This is a genomic window from Floridaenema aerugineum BLCC-F46, assembly GCF_041929345.1.
GTDB classification, from domain to species: Bacteria; Cyanobacteriota; Cyanobacteriia; order Cyanobacteriales; family Aerosakkonemataceae; genus Floridanema; species Floridanema aerugineum.
In genome coordinates, this window is record NZ_JBHFNQ010000257.1 from 39,158 (window position 1) to 55,609 (window position 16,452).

Annotated in this window: 16 protein-coding genes and 1 pseudogene; 7 read left to right on the forward strand and 10 right to left on the reverse strand. The window is 39.0% G+C overall.

The window, feature by feature from the left end:
* Positions 1-202: 202 nt before the first annotated feature.
* The 3 genes from ACE1CC_RS35110 to ACE1CC_RS35120 form a co-directional block, all read right to left on the reverse strand.
* Positions 203-1,198, reverse strand: a complete 996-nt coding sequence (locus tag ACE1CC_RS35110; RefSeq protein ID WP_413275072.1) for a pentapeptide repeat-containing protein — start codon at positions 1,196-1,198, stop codon at positions 203-205.
* A 274-nt stretch (positions 1,199-1,472) separates the two neighbouring features.
* A complete protein-coding gene (locus ACE1CC_RS35115; protein WP_413275073.1) occupies positions 1,473-2,387 on the reverse strand; it encodes a hypothetical protein in 915 nt (304 codons plus the stop codon).
* Between the two features lie 12 nt (positions 2,388-2,399).
* Positions 2,400-2,999 (reverse strand): sigma-70 family RNA polymerase sigma factor, encoded by a 600-nt coding sequence (locus tag ACE1CC_RS35120; RefSeq protein ID WP_413275074.1) that lies wholly within the window; start codon positions 2,997-2,999, stop codon positions 2,400-2,402.
* A gap of 126 nt (positions 3,000-3,125) precedes the next feature.
* Here ACE1CC_RS35120 and nrtS point away from each other — a divergent pair, with 126 nt between their 5' ends.
* A complete protein-coding gene (gene nrtS / locus ACE1CC_RS35125; protein ID WP_413275075.1) occupies positions 3,126-3,356 on the forward strand; it encodes a nitrate/nitrite transporter NrtS in 231 nt (76 codons plus the stop codon).
* A gap of 26 nt (positions 3,357-3,382) precedes the next feature.
* Here nrtS and ACE1CC_RS35130 read toward each other — a convergent pair whose 3' ends face one another.
* Both ACE1CC_RS35130 and ACE1CC_RS35135 read right to left on the reverse strand, forming a co-directional pair.
* On the reverse strand, positions 3,383-4,234 hold the full coding sequence (locus ACE1CC_RS35130) for a cytochrome c biogenesis protein CcdA (RefSeq protein WP_413275076.1): 852 nt from the start codon (positions 4,232-4,234) through the stop codon (positions 3,383-3,385).
* Between the two features lie 167 nt (positions 4,235-4,401).
* Positions 4,402-4,926: a thioredoxin domain-containing protein gene (locus ACE1CC_RS35135; protein ID WP_413275077.1), complete on the reverse strand. Its 525-nt coding sequence runs from the start codon at positions 4,924-4,926 to the stop codon at positions 4,402-4,404.
* A 543-nt stretch (positions 4,927-5,469) separates the two neighbouring features.
* Between ACE1CC_RS35135 and ACE1CC_RS35140 the strand changes: the two genes are divergently transcribed.
* Positions 5,470-6,081, forward strand: coding sequence for a cysteine dioxygenase family protein (locus tag ACE1CC_RS35140; protein WP_413275078.1), 612 nt, complete (start codon positions 5,470-5,472; stop codon positions 6,079-6,081).
* Positions 6,082-6,106: 25 nt separating this feature from the next.
* On the opposite strand, the gene ACE1CC_RS35145 is transcribed toward ACE1CC_RS35140, so the two are convergent.
* The gene (locus tag ACE1CC_RS35145) at positions 6,107-7,096 is read right to left on the reverse strand and encodes a pentapeptide repeat-containing protein (protein WP_413275079.1); all 990 of its coding nucleotides are present in this window, start codon (positions 7,094-7,096) and stop codon (positions 6,107-6,109) included.
* Between the two features lie 252 nt (positions 7,097-7,348).
* Between ACE1CC_RS35145 and ACE1CC_RS35150 the strand changes: the two genes are divergently transcribed.
* From ACE1CC_RS35150 to ACE1CC_RS35165, 5 genes and pseudogenes are all read left to right on the forward strand, one after another.
* Positions 7,349-8,662 carry an ATP-binding protein gene (locus ACE1CC_RS35150; protein WP_413275098.1) on the forward strand — a complete coding sequence of 438 codons (1,314 nt, stop codon included), beginning with the start codon at positions 7,349-7,351 and terminating at the stop codon, positions 8,660-8,662.
* Between the two features lie 75 nt (positions 8,663-8,737).
* Positions 8,738-9,184 carry a tellurite resistance TerB family protein gene (locus ACE1CC_RS35155; protein WP_413275080.1) on the forward strand — a complete coding sequence of 149 codons (447 nt, stop codon included), beginning with the start codon at positions 8,738-8,740 and terminating at the stop codon, positions 9,182-9,184.
* Positions 9,185-9,450: 266 nt separating this feature from the next.
* A pseudogene (locus tag ACE1CC_RS37055) lies at positions 9,451-10,509 on the forward strand (PAS domain-containing protein); the annotation flags it as partial.
* 96 nt (positions 10,510-10,605) lie between these two features.
* Positions 10,606-12,609: a PAS domain-containing hybrid sensor histidine kinase/response regulator gene (locus ACE1CC_RS37060; protein WP_459563957.1), complete on the forward strand. Its 2,004-nt coding sequence runs from the start codon at positions 10,606-10,608 to the stop codon at positions 12,607-12,609.
* 292 nt (positions 12,610-12,901) lie between these two features.
* The gene (locus ACE1CC_RS35165; protein WP_413275082.1) at positions 12,902-13,192 is read left to right on the forward strand and encodes an RNA recognition motif domain-containing protein; all 291 of its coding nucleotides are present in this window, start codon (positions 12,902-12,904) and stop codon (positions 13,190-13,192) included.
* 247 nt (positions 13,193-13,439) lie between these two features.
* Here the strand turns inward: ACE1CC_RS35165 and infC are convergent, their stop codons facing one another.
* The 4 genes from infC to ACE1CC_RS35185 form a co-directional block, all read right to left on the reverse strand.
* On the reverse strand, positions 13,440-13,982 hold the full coding sequence (infC, locus tag ACE1CC_RS35170) for a translation initiation factor IF-3 (protein ID WP_413275099.1): 543 nt from the start codon (positions 13,980-13,982) through the stop codon (positions 13,440-13,442).
* A gap of 99 nt (positions 13,983-14,081) precedes the next feature.
* Positions 14,082-14,690, reverse strand: coding sequence for a HEAT repeat domain-containing protein (locus ACE1CC_RS35175; RefSeq protein WP_413275083.1), 609 nt, complete (start codon positions 14,688-14,690; stop codon positions 14,082-14,084).
* Between the two features lie 11 nt (positions 14,691-14,701).
* Complete coding sequence (locus tag ACE1CC_RS35180; protein ID WP_413275084.1) at positions 14,702-14,923, reverse strand: hypothetical protein; 222 nt, start codon at positions 14,921-14,923, stop codon at positions 14,702-14,704.
* Positions 14,924-15,361: 438 nt separating this feature from the next.
* Positions 15,362-16,369: an XdhC family protein gene (locus ACE1CC_RS35185; protein ID WP_413275085.1), complete on the reverse strand. Its 1,008-nt coding sequence runs from the start codon at positions 16,367-16,369 to the stop codon at positions 15,362-15,364.
* Between the last annotated feature and the right edge of the window lie 83 nt (positions 16,370-16,452).

The following is a 16,452-nucleotide window of genomic DNA, read 5'->3' on the forward strand; positions in this document are numbered from 1 at the left end:
TCTGTTTCAGTCGTTTACCTTTTCAACATAACACACTGTTACACCCGATTAAATAAATATTTGCAATGATTATGAAAAGTTCCTACTCTTGACATAATTAGCTGTGAAGGTTATGTGAGTTTAGCAAAAAATTCAGGAAATAATCCGATCGTGCATAATCAGAGAAAAATGCACGACCTTAATTTTTCATCTAGTTTAGGAGTCAAAAATGACGAGTGCCATCTGGCATTGTGGCTCCTGTTAAAATAGCCTCTTGCAATTGATTTTCTGTAGCTTGCATGAATGCACCGCGCAAACTAGCACCCCGCAAATCTACTTTACTCATTTGTGCTACACAAAGGTTAGCTCCCCATAAGTAAGCATCCCGCAAACAAGCTTCAGTTAAATCAGCATCGCTCAAATTAGCCATATTTAAATTCGCGCCTGTTAAGTCAGCTTTGCTCAAATTGGATTGACTCAAATCAGCTTTACTTAAATTAACTGCACACAAATCAGCTTTAGTTAAATTGGCGGCAGTTAAATTAGCTGCATGAAGATTTGCTCTAGTTAACATGGAAACACGCAATTGAGTATTACTTAAATTACTAGCTAATAAATTAGCTCCGCTTAAGTTAGCACCACTTAGTTTTGACTGACTTAAATTAACCCCTTCTAAATCTACACTATTGAGATCTACACCATTTAACCAAGCATTACTTAATTTTACTCCGTTGAGTAATGCTCCCCGCATGATTGCGCCACTGAATTTGGCTCCGGTAAGATTAGCCCAACTAAAGTTAACATCTACTAAGTTGGCGGAACGAAAGTTAATTTCTCGTAAATCTGCGCCACAAAAATTTACGCCTTCTAAGTTGGCTAAACGGAAGTTAACTCCGCTGAGGATTGCGCCGCTTAATTTGGCTCCTTTGAGTACAGATTTAACTAAATAAGCTCCTTGAAGGTTGGCTTTTGTTAAGTCAGCATTTGTTAATAATGTTTCATTAATTTTGGCAAAGGTTAAGTTGGCTCTGTGGAGGAAAGCATTAGTTAAATTGCAGCCGTTTAAATGCGAGCGCTTGAAGTTGGCTGCTGCTAAGTATGCCCCAGAAAGGTTGATTCCTGTTAAATTGGCTCCTTCTAAGTTAGCACCAATTAAATTAACTTCTGTAAAATCTCTTTCCCCGGCTGCATAGCGTTTTAGTAATTCGTTGGCTTCCATTATGATTCATCTCCATATATGGCTAAAAATAGTCTCTACTTATAGCTTGCCCAATATATACTAAAAAAAATATTAACTTTTTTGTTGTAAGTCATAATTTTACTTGCTGCAACGTGAAGAATTTTTACTTTTTTTATTAATACTGGCGAAAGTGGAATGGTGCGTTACGTTGGCACTAAGCACCCTACATTAAGACTTTTTGGAGACTTTACCTGACATAGTGAAATGGTGCGTTACGTTGGCACTAACGCACCCTACATTAAGGCAAATTTTATTAGGCTTGCATATATTCAACGTTACCAGCTAGTTGCTCTAATTCTGGTTTAGATAAGGGAGCAATTAGGACATAGAAAAAACGTCGATCTTCCCAAATTAAAATTGCTGGACTATCTTTATGTCCGATGTAAAGACGCTCTCCGTTTAGCTGCGGAACCGACATATTATCTGCTCGTTTGATTTGATAGAGGGACACCATTTGTCCTCCTTTTAGTTTGTAGGTAAAGCGAATTCCTTGAGTTTCGCCAAAGTCGCAAAAACTACCTCCCATTAGCTTGGCTTCGTTGGTGCTGACGTAGGGAACATCAGAGGTAAAAGTTAACTGATTTTGGAAATTTTTCACAATCTTCATGGGATTAGAAGAGGAAAAATCTACAGGGCCTTGTTTTTGCGAAACTGAGCGGAGATGATCCTGAAAAATTTTATCAATGCCCTGCCAATTTTTTCGTAAAAAGGCTTCGGAAGCCATGACAAGTTTTGTCGAATTGGGCGAAGAATCGGTTTCTTGGAGTTTGGCGATTACCTCTTTTTGTTGGGTTAATTGAGTTTGGGCGGTGTTTAATTGTTGGCGTAAATATAGGTTATTTAAACCGAAGGCGATCGCTAACAATGCCGCCATCCCGGTGACTAGATTATTCCGGCGAAGAACCGAAATTTTTAATTGTTTAATTTTAGATTTATCAGCAGTTTGAGCCGCTGCTAAAACTTTAGTTCGTAGATGCGGTGGTGGTGCAACTTCTGGTAGATAAGCCATCATTTCTCGCACTTCCCGAAGGCTATCAACTTCTGTGGCGAGTTCGGGATATTGTGCTAGTAGTTGCTGAAATTCTTGGGCTTCTTCTGAGGAAAGATCGCCTAGAACATATCCGGCTGCTAACTCTTGAATGCGCTCTGAAGGAAAAGATTTAGACATAGTAGGTCTTGATTATTCGATTAATTCTTTAAGGTTTTGTCTGAGGGTGAGTAAGCCTTTTCTTGCCCAAGTTTTGACTGTACCTAATGGGGTATTTAATTGTTGAGCAATTTCTGAATGAGAGTGTCCTTCATAGTAAGCTAATTCTAGAACTTGACGCTGTTTTAGCGGGAGTTTTTCTAATGCTTGGCGGACAAATTCTCGACGTTCGCTTAAAGAAATTTGTTCAAAAGGCGCGTCAGAATCAGTTCCAATGGTCATAGTTTGTTGCGATCGCTGAAGGAATTTTTGTTTGCTGCTACGCGATCGCAGTCGATCAAGGGCACGCGATCGGGTAAGCACTGACAAAAAGCTACTCAAAGACCCCCGATTCGGATTATAGGTATTGTTACGCCAAAGCAACAAAAATATTTCTTGGGTGAGATCTTCGGCTTCTTGAGCATTAGTTAAGATTCTCAAAGATAAACCGTAAACTAGGCTGGAATAGCGATCGTAAAGAACAGCTAATGCAGAAGTTTCTCCCGCCTTTAAAGCGTGAAATAATGCTGCATCCGTTTCTTGTGCTAGATTTTTCGAGAATCCATCTTTGGGATTATAGTCAGTATTTTTCACGAGGTAGTTGCTAACAGAGAGCTTTAACGGTAATTCAGCTTTACATTTCACAGCGTCTTGATTAAAGAATAGCAGAGTGTTATGTATATTACGAAGCAGAAAGCTATTTGGATGTTGGATTAATATATGAATTCTTTCAAGCAATACTGTCTTTGTCTTTTCGATCAAGAGTTAATGCCAACAGCTGTAAAAGTCGCGGCTGTAGTTGGGACAATTTTATTTCTCATAAATCATGGCTCTGCTGTAATTAAAGGAGAAATGAATCGCGATCGCTGGATTTCTGCTGGATTAACTTACATAATTCCTTACTGCGTCAATATTCACGGACAATATGTAAGCCGGACGCGGAGGCGCTAAAAAGATTTGCGCCTCTTAATTTCTCACTAAAAAAACCAGCGTGTTCCTTCAATTAAGTAATAAAGTCCAGCAATTATTAAAGCAATACTACCAACTCGCACAATTAATTCCGAATAATTTAGTAATACCCTGGTTTGTTTTGCTAAACCAGTCAATACACTGGCGAGAAAGATAATCATGGTGTAACCTAAACCATAGCTAATCATTGTAATTGTTGCCAAAATTTGTGAACCAGTTGCGGCACTTGCGGCTAACACAGCAAACAATACGGGACTAGCACAGGGAGAACTTACTAAAGCAAAGGTTACGCCTACTCCTAAAGGGCCTAAATTAGAAGCATTAACATTTATTTGTGGTAGAGGTAAACGAATAATTCCGATTAAGCTCAACCCCATAATTAGGATAATAAATCCGACAATTATGTTGATATAACCGCGATACTCAACCATTACTGCACCAGCAAAAGAAGAAGCTAAACCAAATAAACTGAGAATGCTTACAACTCCTAAAACAAATAAACTTGCTTTGCTCAAAGCGTCGCGGCGAGAAGTAATGTTACGAGTGCCAATGTAGCTGAGATTAATCGGTAAAAGTGCCAAAATACAAGGGGAAATACTAGCAAGTAATCCGCCAACAAATGCTAAAGGAACTAAGACAAATGGATTAGCGGTATTTTGATTTTTTAACCATTGTTGGTAACTGTTTTCTACTACTGCTACTAGCCGATCGATTTGATGGGAAACAGGGCCAGTAATCATCATTGCTATGATGAAACCTAGTAGCGCTAAACCGCCAAAAATTAACCAAGTTTGGGGAATTTTGAAGCTGTTAGTTTTAGGGGGAGTTGATTGGCGATCGAATTTTTCAATTTGTGACATGGTAATCTCTCGAAAATTGACAAAAAAATTCCTGTATAGGCGCAAGTTCTTGATAAACTAGCTCCCTCAATAAGCAGTAATATTTGGTTCGTAGTAAGGACTTTAGTCCTTTTCTTTGGCAAATCAACGACTAAAGTCGTCACTACGAACTGAATAATTTTAGTCTGCTAATTTCTGGCAATGGCAGAATTCAGGACAGAGGTATAAGCAGCTTTATCGGGATTTTTGCTGTGTTGGGCTAAGATGTTTCCTGTAGCTGGATCGATAATGGCAACTGTTGCAGTTTTGGACTTATTAGCAGCAAAAAATTTATCGAGTCCTAGCTGTCTAGCTCTAGTTTCCGATCGCGTAGTTTTAGCTTTATCAGTAACATCAAACACTACAAAATTGGCTTTTCCAGCATATTCTCGGCGCAGCTGAGATAAGGTAGGTTCAAGAGTTTTGCAAGCGGGACACCAAGTAGCATAAATATCTACAACTACGGGTTTTCCTTGCAGTTCTTTAGCTAATGGGCCACCGACATTTTTTAATTTACTAGCGCAAGGATTAGGTTTAGCGGCGCAGGGATTTGCTTGGGCGATCGCACTATCATTTCTAACAGCTGTTCTAGCTGAAGTTGTACTTATTAAAGAAGCACTGAAAACCAAGCTGCTGATACATAGACCGAGTAATAATGCTGAAGATTTACGCATAGTTAACCTCTGAGTTTTAGTAATGTTTTGGAGTGGAAGGACGCTATTAACTCAAGTTGCTAGTTACATAGATTGTCGGTTAGATCCCCCCTTACCCCCCATACATTGGGGGGATTCAAAGTGTCCTTTGTAAGGTGTTGCCATAGGCTTTTTTCTTATTCAAAGTCCCCCAATGTATGGGGGATTTAGGGGGATCGAAAGGTCTAAGCTTATAACTAGCAACTTACGCTATTACAGTCAGCAAGCCTTTTGAATGGCTCAATTCTGTACTAACTACTCTTAATACGAAGCAACTGGGAAATTGGATTTAAATAAATCCAAAATTGGATGAGAAACGTATATAAGGTAGGGGCGAAGCATTCAGATCAGAGTTTCTTACCTAACACCAAGATTGTCTGCCTGAATGCTTCGCCCCTACAAAAGCTCTTTGGGTTGTTAGGACGGGCAAGATCTCCATTTCACAAGATATTTGGGTTTTGTGTAATGGCTATCTTCTCCGCCCATTTGTTGGCTGCAAATCTGTAAACTATCGAGAAAATCAAGATGATGAATCGAGATTGGTTTGTTAGAAATGATGGGCAATTTGAAGCTAGGGAAATTTTAGATGATGCTGTAGATTTTAGTTCTCCCTATCGCCTCTATCGGTTTTTAACGGATGTAGAAGATATAGTGGAAAATATTGCTGATGACTATCAACGACTTCAGGCAATTCATCCTTTGGTGCGTCGTTTGTTGATTAGTTCTTCTTGGTTACAAGGTGAATATTTGGAACCCGATCCAGATACGGGTTGGGCAGTGCAAATGCTTTATGATGAGCCAGATTTTCCTTTAACAATACAAACTGTTACTTGGTTGCCGGGAAAGGTTTCCCCAATTCATAATCATGGAACTTGGGGAGTTGTGGCGCTGATTAGTGGGGAGGAGAAAAATACTTTTTGGCGATGTTCTCATGATGAAAAATTGCCTAATTTTATAAGTAAAACTGGTGAGTGTATTTTGTCAGCAGGAGATATTATTTGTTTAATGCCAGAGGCAATTCATCATGTAGAAGCGATCGCCAATACACCCACAATCAGCTTTAATTTATACGGTGAAACCAATTACCAACAAAGGTTTGAGTACGATCCTTTAAGCTGTTTAGTTAAAAATTTCTAAGCAAATAATCCCTAATTAAAGCTAATTAATCATGCAAACTACCATCTGGCATTGTCGCACCAGTTAAAATTGCCTGTCGCCAGTCTGCACCATACAAATATGCACCTCTGAGACTGGCTCCTCTTAAGTCTGCTCCGCGCAATTCTGCTACATTTAAGTTAGCTCCCCACAGGTAAGCTTTCCGCAAACTGGCATTGGATAAATTAGCTTCACTTAAATTAGCCATGTTTAGTTTTGCTCCGGTTAAATCGGCTTCATTTAAACTAGCAACACTTAAATCGGCTTTGCTCAAATCTGCTTCACATAAATCGGCTTTAGAAAGTACCGCTCCTGTTAAATTTGCTGCGTGCAAATTGGATCTACTTAATAGTGAAACTCGCAATTGGCATTTACTTAAATTAGTAGCAGATAAGTTAGTTGCTGTTAAGTTAGCACCACTTAATTTCGATTCACTAAAGTTAACTCCTTCTAATTCCATGCCACTCAAATCTACACCGTTGAGTAAAGCTTGAGATAACTTTATTCCCGTAAGCGATGCTCCTTGGAGTAATGCACCACTTAATCTAGCTCCGGTGAGATTAGCCCAATTTAAGTTAGCATTGCTAAGATTGGCAGAACGTAAATTAACTCCGCGTAAATCTGCGCCACATAAATTTATGCCCTCTAAGTTAGCTAAACGCAAGTTGACTGCGATTAATCTAGCTCCGCTTAGTTTGGTTCCTTTAAGTATTGATTTAATTAAAGATGCTCCCTGCAAATTAGCCTTTGTTAAGTCGGCATTTGTTAACACTGCTTCGTTAAGTTTAGCAAAGCTTAAGTTCGTCCGATGTAGGAAAGCACCTGCAAAATTTACTCCTGTTAATTGCGCCCGACTTAGGTTAGTTGCTGCCAAATATGCTCCTGAAAAGTTGGCTTTTGCCAGGTTAGCTCTTTCTAAGTTAACACCGATGAGATTGACCCCACTAAAATTTCTTTCTCCGAGTGCGTAACGTTCGATTAATTCATTAGCGTCCATTTCTTTGCTCCCTATTGAAGCCTATATTAATCAGTCTAGATTTATTTTTGCTTAAGAAGCACAGTAAACCTACGTGAAATAAATTTTTCACCAAGTTTCAATATAGTTTCTTTGCAAAATATAAATAATTTTTAACTCTCGATCGAGAAGGGTATGATTGAAATGAAGGTTGCAATTATTACTAGTGTGAATAAAGTTACTTTTGCTGCTACGATAATTTATGGTACTAGATTTTCGCTATTTCTTGTATTGATGAATGCTTCTGCGATCGCTCCTGTTCAATTTCTCCAACGTCAAGCGGCTTCTCTATTGCTGTACCAATCTGTTTTGGATGATGCCCCAGGTGTGGCTTTCCTCAACTTACTCCAAGCTTTGAGGCATCGCGATGCAGATGGACTCAGTTACTTACAAGCTTATGGGCAATGGGTAAAGGCTTTAGCTAGTGAAAATCAAAGTTGGCAAGAACATTTATTAAGCAAAATTCTCCGGGATGAAAATCCTTTTAGCCAACAAGCACAGGATCACAAATTAGCAGATTTACCACCAGCTTTGGTAGCTGCTGCCAGTCAAGATTTACAAGCATTACAAAGTCTTTATGAATGTAGCGGCGCTGATATTAGTTATTGGATTCAAGAAGCGGCTCAATTACCTTTAGCTCCGGTTGTTTGGTATTGGGAATCTGAGCCAAAAATTCCTCGATCGCCTGAAGAAATAAAGTTAATCGCTACTTGGCAAGAATTAGAAGATTGGACAGATATTTTAGAAAATTTAGCGAATTATTATCATGAGTTTGGCACTGGAATATTTGCTGAGTATCAAGCTTTTCGCTGGCAAGGGGGAGAATTAGTTGGGATTTTATATCCCGATCCAATTAATTTAAAAGAGTTAGTTGGTTATGAGTCACAGCGAGAGGCGTTAATTAAAAATACTGAGTTTTTATTAGCGGGTTATCCAGCGCTTCATGTGTTACTTTATGGGAGTCGAGGGACGGGAAAATCTTCTTTAGTTAAGAGTTTGTTGAATGAATATGGCGATCGCAATCTCCGCCTCATAGAAGTCGGCAAAACTGAACTCAAAGATTTACCATCAATTGTCGAAAAGTTGCGAAATTTACCCCAGAAATTTATTATCTTTGTCGATGACCTTTCCTTTGAAGAAGACGACGATGCTTTCAAAGCTTTAAAGGTAGTTTTGGAAGGAAATTTAACCGCTAGACCGCAAAATGTGGTGGTTTATGCTACTTCTAATCGACGGCATTTAATTCGAGAATTTTTTGCCGATCGACCTCGACCAAGTGATAATGAAGAAGTCCATGCTTGGGATACAATGCAGGAAAAACTTTCTTTTAGCGATCGCTTTGGATTAACCTTAACTTTTGAACCAGCAGATCAGAAAACTTATTTAACAATTGTGCAACATTTAGCCAATCAAGCTGCCATAAAATTACCGCCTGAAGAGATAGAACAAAGGGCATTACAATGGGCGACTCGTCATAATGGTCGATCGGGACGTACTGCACGCCAATTTGTAGATTTCTTAAGAGCAGAATTGGCAATTTCCGGTTAATTTTTTTTACAAAATTAGCAAGAGAAGTAATGTAAAAGCAATACTGTAGTAAGCTTTTTTAACAAGGAAACTACAATGGGCTTATTTGATAAAATTAAAGGCAGTCGTAAGCAAAGCGACACCCAATTAGGGCCAGCAGAAGCATTTGCCGCGATCGCATTAATTGCTGTAGCAGCAGATGGTTACATTACAGATTCAGAAGCCCAAGCAATTGGTACTACTCTATCAAGAATGCAGTTATTTAGAAGCTATCCCAGCGACGTAATGAGAAAAATGATCGATCGCCTCTTAAGTATTCTGCAAAGACAAGGAGTAGATGCGTTATTTAATTCAGCAATTGCTAGTCTTCCCCACGAATTAAGAGAAACATCCTTTGCCGTAGCAACTGATATTGTTTTAGCAGATGGAGAAGTTACAGAAGAAGAGGAAAATTTGTTAAACGATCTTTGCCGGATCTTAGAGATTGAAGAAGAAACAGCGGTTAAAATTATTGATGTGATGATGATTAAAAATAAAGGCTAAGTAATTTGACTAATTTTAGATTTTAGATTTTTCGTTCTAGGACTAATGCTAAATGAAAAATCTAAAATCTCTTGCCGAGAACTCCAAAAAGGGCTCTGTCGAAGACATCATTTCCAGTTAACACAGAAAAAATCTCTATCCCAGGTTAGTGTTAAAAACTTGTCAACTCATGTAAATTATTATAGTTTCAACCAGCGTGAGCTAGATTTGCCTTGAGGAAAGGTTCCATTCTAAAAACAAGCTACGAAAAATACCATCGTTACTTTGTGGCTATCGTTACTAATACGATCGTCCTAATTTTGACCTGGTTTTTGAAACCTATACTTACGCCAACGCTTTTTGCCCTATTTTATGCCTCAATTACCCTAGCTTCCCTTTATGGTGGAAGAGGTCCAGGGATACTAGCTACAGTATTAGGAGGAATTACTTACAACTTTTTTTTCGTTTCGCCAATCTACTCTTTAAGTATTTATTCAGCCAAAGAAGTATTTCGGTTAGTTATACTTTTGTCAGTGGCTTTGTTGTTGGTATTTATCAGTGCGGGCTTACGAAATGCAAAGTTACGAGTAGAAAAGAATTTACAACAACTGCGAGAAACTCAGCAGTTGTTTGAAAGTTTTATGAATCATAGCCCGACAACGGCATATATTAAGGACGAAACTGGACGTTATATTTATGTGAATCCGACAGTTGAACGCACATTCGATCGCAAGTTTAAAGATTTTATTGGAAAAACTGACTTTGACTTTTTACCACCTGATTTAGCACAGCAATGGCGTGAAAATGATTTAGCTGCTTTAGCATCAAAACATGGCATAGAATTTATTGAAACTGCCTTACAACCAGATGGAGAACATATTTATACTGCCTTCAAATTTCCCCTTCCCGATGCTCAAGGTAGAAAGTTATTGGCAGGTATATCATTAGATATTACTGAATCCCAACGCATTAAAGAAGCATTACATGAAAGTAACGAACGCTATCGCATTTTAGCCGAAGGGTTGCCTCAATTTGTGTGGATTTCCGCTCCTGATGGTCAACTAGAATACTGCAATCAATGTTGGTACGAATACACAGGTTTAAATAGAGAACAAACTATTAATTCCGGTTGGGCTACAGTTATTTATCCTGATGATGTAGAAGGGTTAATTCAGCGATGGAATGAAGCCGTAATAGCTAAGGAAAGCTACGAAATAGAATACCGAGTTCGCAAAAATAATGGAGAGTATCGCTGGTTTTTAGGCTCTAATGCTCCGATTCATGATTCTCGCGGCAATGTGATTAAATGGGTAGGAAGTGCGATCGATATTCACGATCGCAAACAAGCAGAAGCAGAACGGACGCAACTTTTAGCCGCCGAACAAACAGCACGTCAAGAAGCAGAACAAGCAAGAACACAAGCAGAGATAGAACGTTCCAGACTGCAAGAATTTTTCCGTAAAGCACCAGCATTAATTGCTGTTACTAAAGGACGGGATCATGTTTATGAATTTGTGAATACTGCTCATCAAGAAGTTGTAGGTCGTTCGGAAACTGAATTAATTGGTAAACCAATCAAAGAAGTGTTTCCCGAATTGCAGGGACAGGGTTTTTTTGAAGCCTTGGATGAAGTTTATCAGACTGGAATTCCTTTTGTGGCAGATGAAATGCCTGCTGTTTACGATCGCTATCATAACGGCACATTTTATCAAGCTTTTTTCAATTGTGTTTACCAACCTTTATGGAATACTGCTGGCGAAGTTGAAGGTGTATTGCTTCATGGTATAGAGGTGACAGAACAAGTATTAGCCAGACAAAGAACTGAGGAATTACTGAAACAATTAGAGTCAGAAAGAGGACTTTTAGAAGCAGTTTTACAACAAATGCCGGGAGGAGTAATTATTGCTGAAGCTCCTTCCGGTAAGTTAATTTTAGGTAACAAACAAGTAGAAGAAATTTGGCGAACACCGTTTATTCCTTCTGATAATGTTGAACAATACTGTCAGTATCTCGGCTTTCATCTTGATGGTAAATTATATCAACCAGAAGAATGGCCTCTAGCTCGTTCTCTGACTACAGGTGAAATTGTTACAGGCGAAGAGATTAAGATTTTGCGGGGTGATGATAGTTATGGTTTTATTGAGGTGAGTTCAGCACCAATTTGCGATGGCACTGGCAAAATTGTTGCAGGTGTGGTAACTTTCCACGATATTACCGATCGGAAACTGGCGGAAAAAGAGCGAGAACAACTGTTAGCGCGAGAGCAAGCTGCTAGAGAACAATCAGAAGCCGCTAACCGAACAAAAGATGAGTTTTTAGCAGTACTTTCTCATGAATTGCGATCGCCTTTAAATCCGATTTTAGGCTGGGCAAAATTATTAAGAACGCGGCAATTAGATCAGACGAAAACTGCTCAAGCATTAGAAACAATTGAGCGCAATGCTAAACTACAAGCTCAGTTAGTCGAAGATTTATTAGATGTTTCCCGAATTTTGCGCGGCAAGCTCAGTTTAAATATAAGTCCTGTAAATTTAGCTAATGTAATTGAAGCCGCGATAGAAACAGTTCGTTTAGCAGCAGTTGCTAAATCTATCCAGATTGAAACAATTTTTTCAAATGATGTTGGCTTAGTTACAGGTGATGCTAACCGACTGCAACAAGTAATTTGGAATTTGCTTTCAAATGCAGTCAAATTTACCCAAATTGGCGGCGAAGTAGAAGTAAGATTAGCAAAAGTTAATCATCAAGCGCAAATCCAAGTAATTGATAATGGTAAAGGAATTAAACCTGATTTTCTCCCATTCGTTTTTGATTATTTCCGCCAAGCTGACAGCACTACAACTCGGAAATTTGGCGGTTTAGGTTTGGGATTAGCGATCGTCCGTCAAGTAGTAGAATTACATGGCGGAACTGTATTTGCCGCAAGTGAAGGAGAAGGTAAAGGCGCAACTTTTACTGTTAAATTGCCCCTATTGAATCGGGGAAATAAAATCATAGAAGTGAAAAACGATAGCGATTCATCAATTAATGTTAATGCTTCACCTTTGGCAGGCGTAAAAATTTTATTAGTAGATGATGAAGCAGATGTCAGACAATTAATTAGTTTTGTTTTAGAAGAATATGGCGCAACAATAACAGTAGCATCATCAGCAAAAGAAGCGTTAACAGCATTTAATGAATCGGTTCCCGATATTTTAGTTAGTGATATTGGAATGCCGGAAATGGATGGTTATATGTTAATGGAAAAATTGCGCTCTTTACCAGCAGAAAAAGGTGGAGAAGTTCCCGCGATCGCACTTACCGCCTACGCCGGAGAAGTGAACGAACAAAAAGCACTCTCTAGCGGCTTTCAAAAACACATTGCTAAACCCGTAGAACCCGAAGTATTAATGCAAGCAATTTCCAGTTTGGTTAAACCTACTCATCTGGGCCAACATATCCTTTAAAAAGGTACGTTGTTGCGCTTTAGCGCTACTGGGATAAGAGCGAAGACAGCGCAACAACGTACCTAGAAAATTTACTAAGTATTATTGCTTGTCAGTTATTTTCGGGATTCCTCTGGAAAAATAACGGCTCGAATTGGTGCAAAAGTTGTTCCGAAGTGCTACAATGACAGAAGAGAATTAAATATCGGTTGCAGCATTTGTTTTTAGCATTAACTAGTTTCCAAGTTTTTCCATTGACAGACTTCTCTCCGAAATTTCACTCTCCCCATTCCTTAAATTTTGGAGAAAATCTATGTCAATCTATGTAGGCAATCTGTCATATAACGTTACAGAAGCCGATCTAACATCTGTATTTACAGAATATGGATCAGTAAAGCGAGTTCAGCTACCCACCGATCGCGAAACAGGTCGGGTTCGTGGCTTCGGTTTCGTGGAAATGAGTGCCGATGCTGAAGAAGCCGCTGCCATTGAAGCACTTGATGGCGCAGAGTGGATGGGTCGTGATTTAAAGGTTAATAAAGCAAAACCTCGTGAAGAACGCAGTGGTTCATTTGGTGGTGGACGTAGAAATAATCGCTACTAAATTAGGACTTACGCAAAGCCTCTATAAGTAGGGTGCGAAGCGACACTAGAGATAGACCAGTATAAATTTAAAAGGTTCAGGCATTTCTGTCTGACCCTTTTTTTACTAGCAACTTACAACAACTGTATCAGGACTTACGGAGCGACGCTAAATATGGTGGAATGGTGCGTTACACGCTTAGTTAACGCACCCTACGGAATTAGGCTTTGCGTAAGTCCTGTGTGTAAAAGATGTTGAATTATTTAGTTTAACCGGGAACCATTTGCACAATTAATGACCCTTTATCCAAGGATTGAACTTTACCCGCTTGAGATAGGTCTGTAACTATTCTTTCTAGCAAATCTAGGGCGCGATCGCGATTTTGATGTTCCCGTCCACGTAAACGTATCTGAAATTTGACGGAATCACCTTTTCCCAACCATTCGATCGCTCTAGTAATACGCAAGGTGTAATCCGATTCACCAATATTAGGACGCAACCTAACTTCTTTAACGGTAGTTCTTGCACTAGAATGCTGACGTTTTTTCTGCTGGTATTGATGTTTACCGAAGTTCAAAATCTTTGCTACTGGGATCTCTTTCCCCTCAGAGACTATCACCAGATCAAGATCTACACTTTCAGCAAGTTTTAGGGCTTCACGGGTGTCTGTTAAACCAAGGTTGTTATTCTCATGGTCAATCAGAAGAACCTGAGCGGATTTAATTTGCCGATTAATCAGTTGTTTTGTAGCGATAATAATTTCCTCTAAAATTCGCCTAACAATACTAGGGTAACATTTTTCTGGTGATATGTATTAATTATATGTACAAAAATTTCTTTTAATAAATTCCAATTCCGCTTGCAATGCTGGAATATCTATAAACATTAATGCAAGCAATTACCAGTTTAGTTAAGCTTGTAATATCTCAATAGCTGTTTGTGCAGCTTGGCGAACATCGGGATGAGGATCTTTTACTAAAGGATTTAAGTAATCAATAGCTTCTGTTATCTCCAATTCTCCAAGTTCATCAGCCGCATTTTCGCGCACTATAAAATCGGGATCTTTTAATGCTTCTACAAGTAAATTAAAAGCAATTTCTGGATACCAACGCCGCAGAAAACGCAGCACACTCGCCCTTACATAAGGCGAAGAATGTTCGCGTAAAGCTAATATATAATCTAAAGTATCTTTTGCTCCTAATCTGCTTAAAGCGTCAATAGCTTCCATCACAATTATCGAGCGATGATCTTGAAGATAGGAGAGTAGCAAAGTTTTTAAATCTCCATCTTTTTGTTGAGAGTTACTTAAAGCAAATAAAATACCTTGCAACTGTGAAGTATTTGCCGTTTTGATGGCATTTTTCAGAAAATCTATGGCTTCTTCGCCTCTTTCCTGAATTAATTGCCCTATCTCTTGATAATAAACAGTAGCATATTCTTCTCCTTCCGGTGGAGAAGCGTAGAAGCGTTGCTTTAAGTCTTCGACATTAAGTTGATCGAATTCTGTATAAAAGCTCATACCTTATAATATCATTCTTCATAGGATCTAATTTCATCAAGCGTTAACTCACGAAATTCCCCAGGAAACTCTTCATGCAGACGCGCCGGAAGATTAGTAATCTTAATTAATCCACTATCGCGCAAAAGGTTGAGTTCGGCAATTTTTTGGGATGATAGTCGCAACTCAAATTTATTCGCTAAACGTTCATACTGGGTCAGAATCTTAATAGCTTTTTTCTGCTGTGGTGTCATTTGTACCTCTGGGTGAATTTATCTTATTACCCAGACTGGAAATTGACTTCGTAAGTAGTGATACTTCGCAACAACTCCAAGATAACCACAGCTTTTTCCAACTATATGCTGAAGCTGGTATTCTTGCCACCATATCAACGTACCATTCTCGATGTTTGAAAATGATATGCGAATTGAACTAATAGTTACTTATAGGTAACTGTTAGTATGATATGGAGTTGAGCAGTAACTCTACCTAACTAAATTTCTCAGTCTAGGCAAGTTTTGCTGTATACCACGACTTCAGCACTTCCACAATTTGGCCTCACTTCCTCTCTTCAGCCTGTAATCTTTATGATGTGTGCTTCTTCGTTGTCCTATGCTGTGCGAAGAGAGGCGTGAAGCTATTATAGCGCACTTGTGACGTATTGGGGTAAGTAACAAAAAGGTTAAGAATTTTTACAGGGTATTGTAAGAAGCTTGCTTGGTTAACAATTTTCTAATTCCTTCAGACATTGATTTACCTGTACCACCACGCCGCACTAAAATTAATTCGGCACAAATACTAACAGCTATTTCTTCGGGCGTTAAAGCACCAATTTCTAAACCTATCGGCGCATAAATATTTTTTAGTAACTGGGGAGATATACCCGCTTCCTGCAAGTTTTGATAAACCAGTTTTACTCGCTTTTCACTGCCAATCATACCAATATATTTACAGGGAATAGCACGATTTAAGAGAATTTGCAAAGCTTCCAAATCATAAACATATCCTCGCGTCACCAAAGCGACGTATAATTGAGAAAAAGCAGCAAAATCATCAATAATTAAGCTAATTGGCTGGTTGATAATCTGATTAGCTTGAGGAAATTTTTCTGCATTAGCAAATTCTGTTCTGTCATCTTGAATGGCAATTTCAAAACCAATCAAATGAGCAAACTTTGCTAATTGCTCTCCTACATGACCTGCACCTATAATTAGTAAAGTCGGTGGTGGGTTGATTTGTTCAATAAAGGCATTTTCTAATTGCGGGATTGGTGCATTATTATCTAGGAAATATGGCTGCTGGTGAGGAGTTAAGGGAGTAACTAAAGTGACAGATTGACCAGCTTTAAGTAATTGTAGGATGTTTTGGGAGAGAGCGATCGCACTTTCCCCATCCCAACGTTCCAACCAAACTTGCATCCTCCCCCCACAAACACCTTGAGTTTCCCGTTGCGGCGCACCAGATAAATCAATTTCCACAAACTGTTTTTCGCCAGTTTCTAACACCTGCAACGCCTGACGAATCACCTTAGCTTCTCCCGCACCTCCGCCAATAGTATTAATAATTGAACCATCAGCGCAGACAATCATTTTTGCACCTACTTCTCTAGGAACCGAACCTTTAATATTAGTCACAGTAGCTAAAACTGCTGCACCTTTTGTTAGTAAATGCGCTAATTGCTGATAGAGTTCAAAGCTCATTATCTGAAATTCCCCTTCAGAAAATTACTCCCAAAAAGTCCGTTGTTCCCGCGCTCAGTGGGAATAGCGCCCAAGCGCAACAA